Source organism: Aquimarina penaris (assembly GCF_040786285.1).
Taxonomy (GTDB): domain Bacteria; phylum Bacteroidota; class Bacteroidia; order Flavobacteriales; family Flavobacteriaceae; genus Aquimarina.
Genome location: NZ_JBFMKQ010000004.1, coordinates 395,546 through 411,175, shown reverse-complemented (window position 1 = coordinate 411,175; position 15,630 = coordinate 395,546). Strand labels below are relative to the sequence as shown.

General features: G+C 32.2%; 15 protein-coding genes. 11 read left to right on the top strand and 4 right to left on the bottom strand.

The features are described 5' to 3' along the window. The first annotated feature begins 60 nt into the window (after positions 1-60). From ABW637_RS18770 to ABW637_RS18755, 4 genes are all read left to right on the top strand, one after another. Entirely contained in the window at positions 61-783 is a 723-nt protein-coding gene (locus ABW637_RS18770; RefSeq protein WP_367586260.1) for a hypothetical protein, read from the top strand. 116 nt (positions 784-899) lie between these two features. Further along, positions 900-2,747: a sensor histidine kinase gene (locus ABW637_RS18765; RefSeq protein WP_367586259.1), complete on the top strand. Its 1,848-nt coding sequence runs from the start codon at positions 900-902 to the stop codon at positions 2,745-2,747. Continuing rightward, positions 2,744-3,370 (top strand): response regulator, encoded by a 627-nt coding sequence (locus tag ABW637_RS18760; protein WP_367586258.1) that lies wholly within the window; start codon positions 2,744-2,746, stop codon positions 3,368-3,370. Before ABW637_RS18765 ends, ABW637_RS18760 begins: the two co-directional genes overlap by 4 nt. A gap of 104 nt (positions 3,371-3,474) precedes the next feature. Then, on the top strand, positions 3,475-3,945 hold the full coding sequence (locus ABW637_RS18755) for a hypothetical protein (RefSeq protein ID WP_367586257.1): 471 nt from the start codon (positions 3,475-3,477) through the stop codon (positions 3,943-3,945). Between the two features lie 76 nt (positions 3,946-4,021). Here the strand turns inward: ABW637_RS18755 and ABW637_RS18750 are convergent, their stop codons facing one another. Next, entirely contained in the window at positions 4,022-6,067 is a 2,046-nt protein-coding gene (locus ABW637_RS18750; RefSeq protein ID WP_367586256.1) for a dipeptidyl-peptidase 3 family protein, read from the bottom strand. Positions 6,068-6,159: 92 nt separating this feature from the next. On the opposite strand from ABW637_RS18750, the gene ABW637_RS18745 reads away from it, so the two are divergent. From ABW637_RS18745 to ABW637_RS18730, 4 genes are all read left to right on the top strand, one after another. Further along, positions 6,160-7,194, top strand: a complete 1,035-nt coding sequence (locus ABW637_RS18745; protein ID WP_367586255.1) for an SRPBCC family protein — start codon at positions 6,160-6,162, stop codon at positions 7,192-7,194. A gap of 67 nt (positions 7,195-7,261) precedes the next feature. Beyond that, the gene (gene crcB, locus ABW637_RS18740; protein ID WP_367586254.1) at positions 7,262-7,627 is read left to right on the top strand and encodes a fluoride efflux transporter CrcB; all 366 of its coding nucleotides are present in this window, start codon (positions 7,262-7,264) and stop codon (positions 7,625-7,627) included. A gap of 56 nt (positions 7,628-7,683) precedes the next feature. Next, the gene (locus ABW637_RS18735) at positions 7,684-8,022 is read left to right on the top strand and encodes a P-II family nitrogen regulator (RefSeq protein ID WP_367586253.1); all 339 of its coding nucleotides are present in this window, start codon (positions 7,684-7,686) and stop codon (positions 8,020-8,022) included. A 289-nt stretch (positions 8,023-8,311) separates the two neighbouring features. Then, the gene (locus ABW637_RS18730) at positions 8,312-9,448 is read left to right on the top strand and encodes a porin (protein ID WP_367586252.1); all 1,137 of its coding nucleotides are present in this window, start codon (positions 8,312-8,314) and stop codon (positions 9,446-9,448) included. A 54-nt stretch (positions 9,449-9,502) separates the two neighbouring features. Here the strand turns inward: ABW637_RS18730 and ABW637_RS18725 are convergent, their stop codons facing one another. Beyond that, complete coding sequence (locus ABW637_RS18725; RefSeq protein ID WP_367586251.1) at positions 9,503-10,117, bottom strand: DUF1684 domain-containing protein; 615 nt, start codon at positions 10,115-10,117, stop codon at positions 9,503-9,505. A 131-nt stretch (positions 10,118-10,248) separates the two neighbouring features. On the opposite strand from ABW637_RS18725, the gene ABW637_RS18720 reads away from it, so the two are divergent. Both ABW637_RS18720 and ABW637_RS18715 read left to right on the top strand, forming a co-directional pair. Further along, positions 10,249-11,460, top strand: a complete 1,212-nt coding sequence (locus tag ABW637_RS18720; protein ID WP_367586250.1) for an MFS transporter — start codon at positions 10,249-10,251, stop codon at positions 11,458-11,460. 13 nt (positions 11,461-11,473) lie between these two features. After that, positions 11,474-12,229 carry a DJ-1/PfpI family protein gene (locus ABW637_RS18715; protein ID WP_445012731.1) on the top strand — a complete coding sequence of 252 codons (756 nt, stop codon included), beginning with the start codon at positions 11,474-11,476 and terminating at the stop codon, positions 12,227-12,229. Positions 12,230-12,953: 724 nt separating this feature from the next. On the opposite strand, the gene ABW637_RS18710 is transcribed toward ABW637_RS18715, so the two are convergent. Together ABW637_RS18710 and ABW637_RS18705 are read right to left on the bottom strand one after the other, a co-directional pair. Next, positions 12,954-14,381 carry a hypothetical protein gene (locus ABW637_RS18710; RefSeq protein WP_367586248.1) on the bottom strand — a complete coding sequence of 476 codons (1,428 nt, stop codon included), beginning with the start codon at positions 14,379-14,381 and terminating at the stop codon, positions 12,954-12,956. A gap of 302 nt (positions 14,382-14,683) precedes the next feature. Next, complete coding sequence (locus ABW637_RS18705) at positions 14,684-15,133, bottom strand: Lrp/AsnC family transcriptional regulator (protein ID WP_367586247.1); 450 nt, start codon at positions 15,131-15,133, stop codon at positions 14,684-14,686. A gap of 112 nt (positions 15,134-15,245) precedes the next feature. Between ABW637_RS18705 and ABW637_RS18700 the strand changes: the two genes are divergently transcribed. Then, a complete protein-coding gene (locus ABW637_RS18700) occupies positions 15,246-15,629 on the top strand; it encodes a hypothetical protein (protein WP_367586246.1) in 384 nt (127 codons plus the stop codon). Position 15,630 lies beyond the last annotated feature (1 nt).

Here is a 15,630-nt window from a genome sequence, read left to right as displayed (position 1 = left end):
GATTGATATACTCTTTTTTGAGAGATTTGGGAAGTAACTAAATAACTAAAATTTATAAAAATGAAAACATGTCTAACATTTATAGCACTAACATTTTTTTTACTTTGCCTATCTAGTTGTAATCGCAAGTATAAAAAAGAATTAATCGACGCAAAAAGTCAACTAGATAATACCAAAAATCAATTAGACAGTTGTATTTTAAATAAAGGGTTTCAAGCAAATTTTTTAAATTTATTGAACGAAACTGGTATCCCAAAAACCTTTAACAAGGGTTTTAAAAGCACTTTACGATTCAACCTTGATTTAAATGAAAAGAAACCACAAGTGATCCACATTAGTTCAGATCGAAGCAAGATACCATTTATGATTTTATGCAAAGTAGATGGTACTCAAAGAGGAGATAAATTTACTTTTTCAAAACTAGATCTTGCTGTTAGATCGATTGGCAAAACCCCGGTTTCATTCTTTAAAATTAAAGGAGTTCCTACTTTAGAGTTATATAATCATAAGGGATACAAATACAAATTAACAACTTTTATAGACCTAAATACATCAGGTAGTAGCCCTATAAGTGGAAGAACAAGAATAGCTAAACCTTGTGAAACAGTAAATAAGAAAGAGCTAATTGAGGTTGAAATAAACCCAAAATATTTAAAAGAATCTTTAGATTCTATAAGAATCAATTCTCAAAACCTTCCTCTTTATTTCGATGAAAAATTTATTAAAGAAATTGATAAGTTTTGCTGTGCTGGGGTCATATGTTCTCTAAATTTACTAATGTAATATTACTTAATACATTCAAGTTGCGGTATAATTTATGTAATATTAACAAGTTTTATTTCATATCAATTCTGATACTTTTTAGCCTTAACCCTTCTTATAGTCAGAATAGATATGAAATGACTTTTATCGAAGAATATATTATTCCTTTAAAGAATCATCGAATAGATTATTTAGAACGAAATAAACATCTAATTAAATCGCCTTTCTTATTTGCTTTTATTGAATGTCAATTAGAAAAACTAAAAAATCACAGGATTAGTGATTCCACTTATTCAAACTTCAAATCTCTGAGGAAAAGTAAAGAAGGTAATACCTTTATAAACATAATCTATCATATTAATAAAGGTGATTATATACTAAGTAAACTAAAGTATAGGGATTCAGATGTCATAAGCGAATATGAAACGGCATATCATCTATCAAAAAAATACAAAAACAAGTGCTTAAGCAGCGAATCCTTAAGAAGAATTTGTGATTACTTTTTTAAAACGCAAAAAAACATACCGCCATTAAAAGAAAGTTTAAAAAGATACGAAAAAAACATCTGTGATGATTTTGATAAATACAAATATATTTTTTGGAATATCGGTTTAAAAATGCAGGAGAATTATTCTCAAAAAAAACTAATTTCAATTTCACTTTTTGATAGTTTATTCCTTAAAGCAGAAAGAGTCAACCATCCCATTACCTTTGGAGAATCTTTCCAATTAAAAGGAAATTACTACATGCTTTTTTTAAAAAAAAATGACAGTGTTTTACAATATTATAATCTTGCGAAAAAAGAATATGACAAGTGTAATTCCTCATATTGTAAAATTAGATCATTAGGTCTAGAAATTAATCAGGCAATTTTCCTACAAGGAATTGGTAGGTATGAAGAATCAATAAAAAAATTGGACAGTTTAAAAAAATTAAAAATACCAAATCAAAGTTTAAGAGAACAATTAAGTATTTATCAATATCTTACAAGTGGGTATAAGAGTTTAAATGATTACAAGAATGCATATAAAATGCAACTAATCGAAAAAAAAATCGAGGACAGTCTTGATTTAATAGTACAAAAAACTAAAATTTCTGAAATTCAAACTAAATACCAAACCGCCGAAAAAGAAAAAAAAATCATCCAACTCCTAAACACCAATCTAAAAACAGAAGTAAAACAAAGAAGAACCAGAAATCAATTAATCGCTAGTATATCTTTATTAGCATTAGGATCGATTATTACGTTATTAATCTACAAAAATACCAGGCGTAAACAACGTATTGCAGAACAGCAACGAGAAATTGAGATCCAGAAAACAGAAAAGCTCTTAAAAGAACAAGAACTAGCCAGTATTGATGCCATGATTGCTGGACAAGAAAAAGAGCGGCAGCGCTTGGCCAATGACCTACATGATAATTTAGGGAGTACATTAGCCACAGTAAAACTTCATTTTCAGCATTTAAAGAATAATAAAGACAATTCCGAAACTAAAAATATAACAGAACTATACAACAAAACAGATAACTTACTTGAAGAAGCTTATCAAAAAGTGCGTACGATAGCACATGAAAAAAACAGTGGTGTAATGGCTAAACAAGGATTATTACCCGCCATTAAAAAGCTAGCCAAAAAAGTATCCAATTCTAATGAGTTATTAGTCGAAGTACAAGATTATGGGCTCGAAAAACGATTAGATAACACGCTCGAGATTACTATTTTTAGAATGATCCAGGAGCTAATTACTAACATTATCAAACATGCCCATGCCACCGAAATTCATATTTCTCTTACAAATCATGATTCATTATTAAACATCATTGTAGAGGATAACGGTAAAGGATTTGATGCCAAAGTATTGCCAGAAAAAGACGGTATGGGGCTAGCAACTATCGAAAAACGTGTAGAACATCTTGAGGGGACTTTCGAGATTGACTCCACTCTTGGAAAAGGAACCAACATCATTATAAATATACCCATATGATTACTGTAGCTATAGCCGAAGATCACCAATCTTTAATAGACGGGGTAAAACTTCTTCTTAAATACGAAGAAGAGATCAGTATTGTGGGTATGGCTAATGATGGTGAAGAACTATTAAAGATAGTACGACTAAAACAACCCAAAGTTGTACTGATGGATATCAGAATGCCAAAAATTGATGGTATCGCCGCGACTAACATTATTAAAAAAGAAATGCCACATACCAAAATCATTGCTTTCTCTATGTTTGATCAAGAAGATGCTGTACGACAAATGCTTGAAGCTGGTGCTTCAGGATACCTGCTTAAAAACTCTCCGCTAGAAGAAGTCTTAACCGCAATACAAGAAGTCGCACAAGGGGGAACTTATTTTGATGCGGCTCTTGACCCTTCACTGTTTACAAAAGATGCTAAACAACCTTCTAAGAAGCAAGTATTATCAAAAAGCGAACGAGAAATCTTAAAGCTTATCGGACAGGGAAAAACCTCATCTGAGATTGCTGCCATCCGTTTCAACTCGGTCTCTACCATAGAAACACATCGTAAAAATATCATCCGCAAGCTAGACCTACATGGCAAAGGAGAATTATTGCGATATGCTATTGAGAAAAAGTATGATTTTTAGATAGTTAGACTACTTAAAAATGACAAATATACCCTGCTATGGGTATATTTTTGTGCTCTTTTTAAAGGTAATTTAAACACATATTAATCTAAAATCAAACGATCATGAAAAAATCACTTATCCTTTTTTTAACTCTATTAACAATATCTACTATTTCTTGTAATAGCGACGATGATGACGATGCTACTCCAATTCCTATTGAAGAAGCAGTCATAGGATGCAACGATTCTAACGCTTTAAATTATAATTCAAACGCAGACGAGAATGATGGTTCTTGCATATATTCTAAAATTACCTTTTATGCACGATTTAACTCCTTTAATGGCATTCCTATAACAAAAATTGAAATCCTAGTTAATGGTGAAATTGTAGGCTCGATAAACAATGGTTTTATATGGACGAATGCTCCAGGTAACTGTTCGTCTACTGGAACAGTTAGCTATAATTTTTTGGATGGCAATACTATAGACTGGAACACAAATATGTTTCTGGCAAATGGTCAATTGATTTCATCAAGCGGAACAAAGTCACCAAACAAATCATCTGAATGTATAAAAATTAATGTAACCAGTTAATCCAATGAAAACTTCATTAAAAAAACCTCCTTTCTTAATTAAGAAAAGAGGTTTTAAAATATAATCTTTACCTAAATTAATTCACCTCAGGTAAGAAGTTATAATTCTTACTATAGTCTAACATTTGAGAAGCAAAATCTTCTGGCTGTGTTACCTTAATTTTAGTAATCTCTCCGTTATCATCCATTTCTGGCACTAAAACCGGGTTTACAAAACCACTATACGGTGCAGATGTAAATTGCTCGTTACGCTTTAATACTTCTGCATGTATTGCTTGATCAACTTTTACTCCGTATCCTTCTACTAAAGCTTCTGCTGCTTTATAATCACCTTCAGACTTGATACGTTGTGTTTCGCGTAGCAACTGTCCAAAAATATCACGTAACTTCTTATAATCTTTGATATCATAATACGTTTTACCATCTCTGGTTACTTTTTCGATTACACCATCTTTAGCTCCTTTTTCGAACGCCCAGGCACTTACCCATTGTCTGTTTCTCATATGAGCTTCTTCTACATCATCTCCAAGATTTAAACGGATCAACTGCCCCATCAAACCATTTCTAATATAACCGTCATAAGCAGCTTTACCTGTCTTTTCCCAGTCTTCAACTAAACCAAGTTCTTGTAATTTTGGATCCATCAAGTAATATAATCCTACCAAATCAGCACGACCTTCTTCCATGGTAGATGCATAGTTCTTAAGCGTTTCTTTGGTCTCACCTACTCCAGGATTCAATTGCCCTGATGCATGACCAACTACTTCATGTAATGCAGTATGTAGCTTATCGGCTAACTGTCCATACTTTTCTTCTAGTTCAAATTCTATACTATCGTGAACAAATTCTTTTAGACGACCAGAACCTCCTGCATTATTATATGCACTAATAATGTTACCCAGAGATACAGATTTAGATCCTACTGCTGCTCTAATCCAATTGGCATTAGGTAGATTAACTCCGATTGGCGTACTTGGTGAAGCGTCTCCTGCTTCTCCTGCTACGGCAACTACTTTATAAGAAACACCTACAACACTATCTTTTTTATGTGCATCCATTAATGGAGAATTATCTTCAAACCATTGTGCATTATCAGATAATACCGCCATTTTCTTAGACATATCAAAATCCTTAATTTCTACAATAGTTTCATAAGAACCTCTATACCCTAATGGATCATTATATACTTCGATAAAACTATTGATGTAATCAATATTTCCATCGGTTGCTGCAGTCCAGGCTACATTATAATCATCCCACGTCTGTAAATTCCCCGTTTTGTAGTACTCTATCAATAATCCTAAAGCATCCCCTTGCGCCTCATTTTCGGCTACTTCTTTTGCTTTTTCAAGCCATTTGATAATTTCATCGATAGCAGATCCGTATAATCCTCCTGATTTATACACTCTTTCTTTAAGTGTTCCATTTTCTTTTACCAACTGAGAATTTAAACCAAATGATAATGGCTTATCAGGATTAGGAGACTTCATTTTTCCGTAAAACGACTCTACATCTGCATTAGTAACACCTGGGCCATAAAAATTAACCGCAGACATTGCCACATTATCAACTCCTTTTGCTTGATTTACTTTCTTAGCATCTTTGTCATTAAAAATCACTTCATACGCATCTTTTGACACCTCTGTACCAGTCGCAGCAAGAAGAGAACTAAAATAATCTTTGCTAAATTCTGGCTTGATTTTGTCATTACTATAATGATGGTGGATCCCGTTAGAGAACCAAACACGTTTTACATAAGTTTCAAAAGCTTTCCAATCTTTAGAATTTTTGTCACCTTCGTATGAAGTATATACCTTTTCTAAGGCTTTTCTAATGACTAGATTATGACGGTAATTTTGATCCCACATAATATCTCTTCCACTTAAACCAGCTTGGGTAAGATAATAGACTAATTTTTGCTCTTTTAAAGTAAGATTATCCCATCCCGGGATTTGATATCTCAGGATTTTAAGGTCGGCAAACTGCTCTACAACATAATCAAATTTTTCTTCTACCGTTGTTTGTTCTTGTTGATCAATTTGATCCTGTACTTTAGGATCTTTTTTACATGCCATTAGCATACTGGTAATAGCAATAAAAAATAATATTCTATTGAGTTTCATTATTGAGTGTTTATTGTTTTGACAAATGTAACAAAATAAAAGGAGGCAAAAATTAGTTATATTAGCTAATCAAACAATCTAAACTAACTAACATGAAAATAATCAAGTATTTATTTTTTCTATTATTATTAGTCATCATTGGTGGTGCCGTATATGTCGCTACTATCGATGGAGAATTTCAAGTTGAAGAAAGCAGAGTAATTGATGCCCCAGATGAGCTATTATTTAATACCATTAACGAGTATAAAACTTGGGAAAAATGGGGTCCTTGGATGGATGAATCTGATGATCTAATTATGGAATATCCAGAAAAAACCAGTGGCGAGGGAGCTTCTTATAGTTGGAAAAGTGAAACACAGGGAGACGGCAAAATGGAAACTAAAAAAGCTTCTCCTTTTAGCAGTATTGATCAAAATATCACTTTCGTTACTCCAATGGGTGAAAGTAAAAGTGATGTGTATTGGAAGTTTGAAAAAATTGAAGGCAATAAGACAAAAGTAACCTGGGGAATGAAGGGCACACAGTCTTTTATGGAAAAAGCATTCTGGGCTACACAAGATAGTACCGTTTCGCAAATGCTAAGACCAATGTATCAAAGAGGGCTCGAAAAACTAGATATTTATACCAAAGAAAAAATGAAAGAATACTCTATTAACGTTGACGGTGTAACCGAGCATGAAGGAGGATTTTACATGTATACTGCTACAACATCTTCTATTGCAGGAATGGCAGAAAAGATGGCGCAAATGCTTCCTGCGGTAAATACATATATGAAACAGAACAATCTTCCGCAAACCGGGATGCCGTTTACCTTGTATAACGAATTTAACCCTGAACAAGGGACTACAATTTTCTCTTCGGCAATACCTACAAGAGAAAAAGTCGTAACTCCCAAAGAAAGTGTAATCCTTTGTGATTTCTTACCAAAACAAAAAGTAGTTAAGACAACATTAAAGGGAGATTATGCTAACTTGAAGGAAGCTTGGGAAACAGGATATAAATATATCGCAGATAATGGTTTAGAACCCGACGCCAAATCTCCTGCTTTTGAAGTATATAAAACAGACCCGGGATTACAGCCCAATCCCGCAGAATGGATTACAGAAATTTATGTTCCAATAAAATAGGAATTACTATATAAAAACTGCATTTTACCATTCTGTTTAAAATGCAGTTTTTTTTAATTGATGATTAATGAAACAATTACTTTTAGTATTTATTGGTGGAGGAACCGGTAGTGTTGCCCGCTATCTAATTAGTAAATTTCTCAATCAAAACCTTTATAACTTTCCTTTTGGGACTTTAACGGTTAATATTATTGGCAGCTTATTAATTGGTGTCATTCTTGGGTTATCCTTAAAAGCCAATTCCTTATCACAAAATACTGTTTTACTTTTGGCAACCGGTTTTTGTGGTGGTTTTACTACATTTTCTTCTTTTGCATACGAAAACCAGATTATGCTCAAAAACGGTGACCTTTGGAGTCTTTTTATTTATACAGCTGGTTCTTTTATTTTAGGATTATTAGCCGTATTTTTAGGAATGTTCCTTTCCAAATAAAAAAGAACATCACTTTTAAGTATTATGAATGCGCCAACCACAAACATAGAATATCCATGAAAAAGATTGAAGCTATTATACGTAAATCAAGGTTTAATGACGTGAAAGATAATCTACATGATATTGGAGTTAATTTTTTCACCTATTGGGATGTTACCGGTGTGGGCAATGAAAAAAAGGGAAAAGTATATCGAGGTATTAGTTATAACACATCAGATATACAACGCAGACATATTTCTATAGTCGTATCTGATGAATTTGAAGAAAAAACCATAGCTGCAATTATTGAAGCCGCTAAAACCGGAGAAGTAGGTGATGGTAAAATTTTTGTATCCGATATCCAGAATACGTATAGAATAAGAACAGAAGAAAAAGGCAATCAAGCTCTAAATTGATCATTTTAATAAAAATGATATGGTTTAAATATCTACACTACCTATAAATCATCTTTACTTTTCTCAACTCTTTTTAATGAAAACTTTGCAATACTTCAAATATCATTAAAAAACCACTTTCAAATTCTTAAAATTTCATCAAATAAACATTAAACCTTAATTTTTTTAGGGTATAAAATCAATAAACCATAAAAATAGACCTTTACACCCCTTTTTTTATTGGGGTAAAATTCTTTTAACATAGTTTTACGGTTCCAATTAAGAATAATTACAATAATTAATGTTTATTATGAAAACAAAAACCGTAACAAATCTTTTTAAAAAAGTAAGTCTTGTTGCCCTAGCTTTTATAAGCTTCACCACTATTGCACAAGAAGAAGAGGAAAAAAAATGGTTCGATAACTTCTCAGTTAGCGGATCTGTAGATGGGTATTATAAATACAATATCACAGCTCCTAATAAAGCTGATGATTTTGATGCTGATCCAACTACTGATGATACATTCATAACTCCGGGGACCTCGTTTGCTAACCAATCTGGTTTTTCGTTAGGTATGGCTAATCTAATTTTAGGATATGAAGGAGAAAAAGCAGGTTTTGTTGCTGATCTTGTGTTTGGACCAAGAGGAGAAGATGCTGTGTTTCTTTCTGATGGTTCTGCACAAATTGTTAATCAATTATATGCATATTGGAATGTTACTGAAAAGGTAAAACTAACTTTAGGTAATTTTAATACATTCCTTGGCTATGAAGTAATCTCTCCAACAGGAAATTTTAATTACTCTACATCGTACATGTTCTCTTATGGGCCATTTTCTCATACAGGTCTAAAAGCAGATTTTACACTTAGCGATAAATGGTCTGCAATGTTAGCCGTAATGAATCCAACAGATTATACAGAAAGTAATCCTTTTGATACCTATATCGTTGGTGCTCAATTAGGATATGCTGCTGATAATGGTAGTGCTTTTCTTAACTTTAGATATGGAAACGAAGGTGAACCTGGAGAAGTTGGACCAACATTTCAAGTTGATCTTACAACAGGGTGGGATGTTTCAGAAGATTTCTATCTTGGTATAAACTCTACCTATTTATCTACAGAACCACAAGAAGATGGAGATGCTTCAGGTTTTTACGGAGTTGCATTATACCCTCAATATAAAACATCAGAAAAGTTTACTTTAGGATTAAGAGGAGAATATTTTGCTGTATATAATGGTGGTTTAACAGGAGTTATTGGTCTTGACAATGAACTTGACGGTAGTGTTATTGCTGCTACACTTACGGGTAGTTACGATATTGGTAACTTAACACTTAAGCCTGAATTAAGATTAGATTCTGCATCTGAAGATTCATTCTTGGATAATGATAGAGAAGTAACAAAGAGTCTTTCTTCGTTTGTTTTAGGGGCAGTCTATAAATTCTAAATAGTAGAAATTTTATCATAAAAAAAACGTGCTAATTTAAATTAGCACGTTTTTTTATTCATTCTCGGGATGCTTTATGTATTTTTTTACGCCTACAGAAATCTTAATATCTAAGTCATTTTCTTCGGGTGGCACAGGGCATGAGTATCGCTCACTATACGCACAATATGGATTATATGAAGTATTGAAATCAATTAAAATCGTATCTCCATCCGGTATTTTAAGGTCTATATAACGACCTCCGCTATAACTTGTTTTACCATTAGTTACATCTGTAAAAGGAAGAAATAAATAACCTTCGTACTCAGGTTGCGTAGTAAGTCCTTGGTTTTGATAAATATTTAATACATGTTTTTTCTCTAGAAGAACAAAATGTGCTTCACCATATTTAACATAGAGTGGTTCACTACCTGTTGTTGTTTTCATAACAAAAGGAGTCTCGTAGGGTGTACGCACAAATTTCGCCTTAATGCAAAAAGAAGTATCTATTTTAAAAAAATCAAGCGATTTAAAACCCTTTAGATCTTTGGGAGTCAAAGGCGAAGTTTCTTCAGAGGCAAACTCTTTATTTAATTGATCCTGAAAGAGCAATATCCTCTTTATATCAGGAGAATTCTGAGCAATAGCATTTCCAAAGAAAAATAATAATAAAATAAATAATCTATACACTTCCTTTTTTTTTGCAAAAGTACAATTTACAATTAGTTAACTAATTAATTTCGACAAAATTGTATCCCAATACTAGATAAAAAACTACTTTTACCAACTATTTTAAAATTTCAACACAAATCCACACTCTTTTGCAAAGAATTTTACGTCAATATATCAATTCTTTTTCTGGACTATCAAAAGAAATTTGGTGGCTGGCACTCATCACCCTTATCAATAGAGCTGGAGCAATGGTAATCCCATTTTTATCATTGTATTTAACCGATAACTTAAATTTTACTTTAGAGCAAGTAGGTTGGGTAATGACCAGTTATGGATTGGGTTCTTTCTTTGGAGCCTGGATTGGTGGAAAATTAAGTGATCGTATAGGATATTACAAAGTTATATTGGGTTCTCTACTATTAACAGGAATATCTTTCATAGCGGTTCAATTTTTTACTAATTTTTGGAGCATTTGTATTAGTTTCTTTATACTCATCGCCATTGCCGATGCCGCACGCCCGGCATTTTTTGTGGCGCTAAGTGCCTATAGTAAACCCGAAAACAAAACCCGATCTCTTACCTTTATTCGTCTGGCAATTAATTTGGGGTTTTCTGCAGGACCGGCCTTGGGTGGATTAATTATTGCTACTATAGGGTATTATGGTCTGTTTTGGGTAGATGGCATCACGTGCATTATAGCAGGAATTGTAATGACCCAAACCTTAAACCCTAAAAAAGCTAAAGAACTTGACAAAGAAGTAATTGTTGAGAATCCAGTTCCCGCATATCGCGATAGCACCTATGTTATATTTTTAATTTCATTAGCCCTATTTGGGTTTATATTTGTTCAGTATTTCTCTACCATACCTTTATATTATAAAGAGGTACATCAATTGACTGAGGAAAAAATCGGTTTATTACTTGCTCTTAATGGAGCACTTATATTTCTTTTTGAAATGCCTTTAATAGCCTATTTAGAAAAAACCAGTATTTCAAAAATTGGAAACGTTATAAATGGTTTTCTACTTACAGGCATCAGTTTTTTACTTCTACTCATTACTCCATGGACTGGGATTTTGGTTATAGGAATGATCATAGCTACCCTTGGAGAAATGATTGCATTCCCTTTCGGAAACGCATTTGCTCTAGAAAGAGCCAAAAAAGGAAGACAAGGTGCTTATATGGGACTATATAGCATGTCATTTTCTGCTGCTCATATTTTTGGACATAACTCCGGAATGCAGTTTATTGCTAACTTTGGATACGATAATAGTTGGCTTTTTATGACACTAATAGCAGTAATAGGAATATTTTTATTGTATATAGTTAAACGAAAGTTAACTCATGAAAAAATCAATTAAAACCACGATTGCAATGAAGAAATTGTTTTTTACCCTTATTGGGATAGTACTACTAGGATGTACAGAAATAAAAAAAGAAGAATTACCAAGTCATAATAAGGAAGAAAATACAGCACAGAAAAAAACATTTCCAAAATTAGAGCCTAATCGCTACAATGTGGCTTTTCTTATTATGAATGGCACATATAACACAGAACTCACAGCTCCCTATGATATTTTTCAGCATACTCAATATCGTAAAAACATAAAGCAAATGAATGTTTTTACCGTTGCCAATACCGATGAACCCATAACAACTTTTGAAGGGATGAGAATTATTCCTGATTACAACTACTTAAAAGATTCAATTCCTGAAATTGACATTCTTGTTGTACCAAGTGCAGAGCATCATTTGGATACCGATCTTAATGATCAAGCCATGATTAATTTTGTACAACAGGTAGACAAAACAGCCACTTATATGACTTCGCACTGCGATGGGGCATTTGTATTAGCTAAAGCTGGAGTGTTAGACAATGCCATTTCTACCACTTTTCCGAGTGATATAGACAAGATGCGTGCGATGTTTCCTGATTTAGATATTAGAAAAGAAGTTTTATTTGTGCACGATGGAAAGTATATCACCTCTGCTGGCGGGGCTAAAAGTTTTGAAGCTGCATTATATTTATGCGAGCATTTATATGGAGCCGAAATAGCTAAATCTTTAGCTGGCGGACTCGTTATCGACTGGAAACTTAAAGATATCCCACACCTGATACATCATGAATAATAAAAAAACGTCCCGAGATTTTCGGGACGTTTTTTTATTATTTTATTAGGGGCGGGGAAAATTAAGTACTCTCTTCAGTTTATAGATTTAGGGTCTTTTAACCAATGTCCTCACACAAAATTTTTCCTCAATGCTTCAAAAATTTTCACTCTTTTTACTATCGTCATAATAATCTGAATAATAGTTTTACAAGAAGCATCAGTATTATTTGATAACAGTACTAATATATGAAATTAAAAAGATTAAAAGCAAATAAAATCGATGAAATACATAAATTTTAACAAAAAAGACCAGATTTCATTATAAATCAGTGTTATATTCATTAAAATGAAATGACTTTACATTCTGTAAAATTGTAATATTCATTCTACTTTGGGGTATAAAGGATAAGTATGTAGTATACTACAAAATCGAGTCTTATCTTTTTTGCATAAAAAAAAGCGCCTTGTAAAAGACGCTTATGTTTCGGGGTAAATTACGTACTCTCTTTAGCTTCAAGATTCGGGGCCTTTAGACTAATGTCCTCACACTTAATTCATCCCTGATGTATTCCAAACTAATATTTTAATTCGTATCGTCATACAGCTTAAAATGTTAATTATGGCCGATACATCAAGTATTTTATGTTGGTGTAAATGTAGTATAAAAAAATTGTAAAAACAAAATTAATAACGATAAAAAACATTAATAATCGACGAAATACACAAAATCTCAATGTTTTAGTTTATTTTGAAAAGAAATACTTAGCTTTTCCCAGATGTTTTTCTACCAATATATTATACTCTTTAGACATTCTTAGAGCGAGTGTTCCTTCTATAGCATAAAGCCGATCAAAGTCTTTATATCCATTCTGAAGTAACTTTTCTAAATAGAATAGCGCCGTTTCGTAATCTTGATCCACTGCACTTAAGGAAATTATTTCTAGATATGACTCATAGTCCTTATTGTCTACAACAGTACTTAATATATTAAGGAACATTCTTTTTTCGAAGCTTTTATCTCCAGGTATCTGTGCAATTTTATAATTATCTACTAGATGCTTTAGATATCCTTTTGTTCTTGATGCCACTTCATATGCATACTTTTCTTTACTCAAAGCTAATGTATCCAATTCTGATACCTGATATTGCCACCAATCTAGATTTTCATAACTCTTTGCAATTACATCTTCTTGTAATGAAAACAAATACGTTTGTCTAAAGAAATTCTCCCTATATACATATTTTGTATATAATTGCTTCTCTTTCTTATATCCCTTGGTTCTTCTTATTTCTTTTTGCTTCTCTTTGAGAAAACTTGTATCAAAAAACTGCTCGTATTTTGTACGTATACGTTTTACGTCATTATATGCTTCTAAAAACTTTCTTTCTTTAAGATGAGATTCTACCATTTTTAAATCGCTTTGAAACGAACTTTGAATCCATGTAGAATCTACGGGTATTCTTTTATTACCCATTGCATGCAAAGTAAAGGTTGAAAGTGCTTTTGTAAAAATATCTGGGGGTGGTAATTCTGATTTCCCATCATACGCAAGGACATCTGCCTGGACATTTTTCCTTTTTAAGTAACTTTTATTTCTTAAAAAATCTTTATATCTAAAACTATTAGTATTTACAATACCTAAATAAGAAAAGTTACTTTTAATTTTTATACTCGAATCATAATAGTAGCTATCTCCTATCGCTATAACTCCGAAAATATCGTTATTATACAAAACCGGCAATAAGCTCACTAATTTTGTATCCTTTCTTATCGCCGTGACATACACCCTGTTTTTCTGAATTGGAAGAAGGGAAAAAATATGATTCATAAGCGAAGTAACATAATTTGTCTTTTCCTTATCATTTAAAGCTTCAGAAAAATTACTAGCTACTATGATGTATCCATTTTGTTCTGCAGCTTCTTTATATAAATGAGTAATATGGCTTGCTTTTCCAGAAGAGTCGAATCCAAAAAGTATTGGCCAACTTTTTTGCATATCGAAAGCTTTAGGTAAATAAATACTAAAACTATTATTTGTATCAGGAACAGTTAAAGAATCTATTACCACCCCTTTTCTTAAGGTTAAAGAATGCTGTGCATTAGAAAATGCTACTACAGAAAACATCAACCAATTTAAAACTAAGTATTTTTTAAAAAAATTCCGCTTCATATACTAGTCATATTATCTTCAAAAAGTACTAAAAAAAGTAACGTATATTCTTTAAAAAAATATAAAAATCAGATATAACAAAATCCATTTTAATCTTATTCGCATTTGAACGATCAAAATACTAATGAAATAAGTATGTTTAGTGTATACAAAAAACGCCCGTATCCCTACTGGCGCTTTTTTTATCTATCCCTGTACTCTCTTTAGTTTTCCCTAACTAATGTCCTCACACAAGATGTAGATAACTCCTTATTTTCTTATTTATATAGTAACAAATCTTATGCCAAAAATTAAACTTCGAATTACACATTTGGTGTAATAGTAATTGGATTACCTTCTATAAGATTAGATAGAATAATATGTGTTTTTACTTCTCCATAGGGAATTAATCTATCTATAAACTCTTGTAGATGTATCTGATCACGCAATACAACCTCCATTATTATATTTTCATTACCTGTAATTCGATAACAATTCAATACTTCTTGAAAATCAGACACTTTTAACAAAAACGGTTTTAATCGCCCCATGAATGCACGAAGGGTTACAATAGCCTTTAATTGATAGCCTATTTTAGCATAAGATACTTCGGCTCTATAGCCTTTTAAAACACCATAATCCTCCATTTTTTTTATTCTCTCGGCAACAGCAGGAGAACTCAATCCAACTTTTCTTCCTATTTCGGCGTTAGACAATCTAGCATTTTGTTGTAGATAATGCAAAATTTCTCTATTTGTTACATCAACTTTCATTTTAAATAAAAAAAAGCATTTACAGTTAATAATTAAAGCAAATTAACTAATTAACTTTAAATTGAAAAGAAAATTTATTAAAAATAGCATTATTTTTGTAATTCAAATTGCTATGAGATTACAGCCACGAAATAAAAGATTATACAAAAAAGCACGTGAGATATTTACACTTTCACGTAGTATTTCGAACTATATGGTTCATGATATGGCTGCATTAGAAAGTAATGGTTCTGAAAACCAGCATATTTATTTTACCGGAGATATTATTAGACAATCAGATGCTTTGGCTCCAAAAATAATTAATGCAGAAAATCAGGTTTTCCAGGATGATCGTATCAAGCAGGCTAATTCTCTAATACATATTACGAATCGTCTATATAAAAATTGTGAACGTCTTGAACAATCCGAAAGTAATGGAAAAGAGTTTATAACACTTCTACGTAGAGAGCTTCGAAAGTTTAAACATTTGCAGCGCAATTGGCTGATGACGTTATAGA

Coding starts and splice junctions, on each gene's coding strand:
- ABW637_RS18770 (WP_367586260.1), top strand. CDS start 61: ATGAAAACATGTCTAACATTTATAGCACTAACATTTTTTTTACTTTGC.
- ABW637_RS18765 (WP_367586259.1), top strand. CDS start 900: ATGACTTTTATCGAAGAATATATTATTCCTTTAAAGAATCATCGAATA.
- ABW637_RS18760 (WP_367586258.1), top strand. CDS start 2,744: ATGATTACTGTAGCTATAGCCGAAGATCACCAATCTTTAATAGACGGG.
- ABW637_RS18755 (WP_367586257.1), top strand. CDS start 3,475: ATGAAAAAATCACTTATCCTTTTTTTAACTCTATTAACAATATCTACT.
- ABW637_RS18750 (WP_367586256.1), bottom strand. CDS start 6,067: ATGAAACTCAATAGAATATTATTTTTTATTGCTATTACCAGTATGCTA.
- ABW637_RS18745 (WP_367586255.1), top strand. CDS start 6,160: ATGAAAATAATCAAGTATTTATTTTTTCTATTATTATTAGTCATCATT.
- crcB (WP_367586254.1), top strand. CDS start 7,262: ATGAAACAATTACTTTTAGTATTTATTGGTGGAGGAACCGGTAGTGTT.
- ABW637_RS18735 (WP_367586253.1), top strand. CDS start 7,684: ATGAAAAAGATTGAAGCTATTATACGTAAATCAAGGTTTAATGACGTG.
- ABW637_RS18730 (WP_367586252.1), top strand. CDS start 8,312: ATGAAAACAAAAACCGTAACAAATCTTTTTAAAAAAGTAAGTCTTGTT.
- ABW637_RS18715 (WP_445012731.1), top strand. CDS start 11,474: ATGAAGAAATTGTTTTTTACCCTTATTGGGATAGTACTACTAGGATGT.
- ABW637_RS18710 (WP_367586248.1), bottom strand. CDS start 14,381: ATGAAGCGGAATTTTTTTAAAAAATACTTAGTTTTAAATTGGTTGATG.
- ABW637_RS18705 (WP_367586247.1), bottom strand. CDS start 15,133: ATGAAAGTTGATGTAACAAATAGAGAAATTTTGCATTATCTACAACAA.
- ABW637_RS18700 (WP_367586246.1), top strand. CDS start 15,246: ATGAGATTACAGCCACGAAATAAAAGATTATACAAAAAAGCACGTGAG.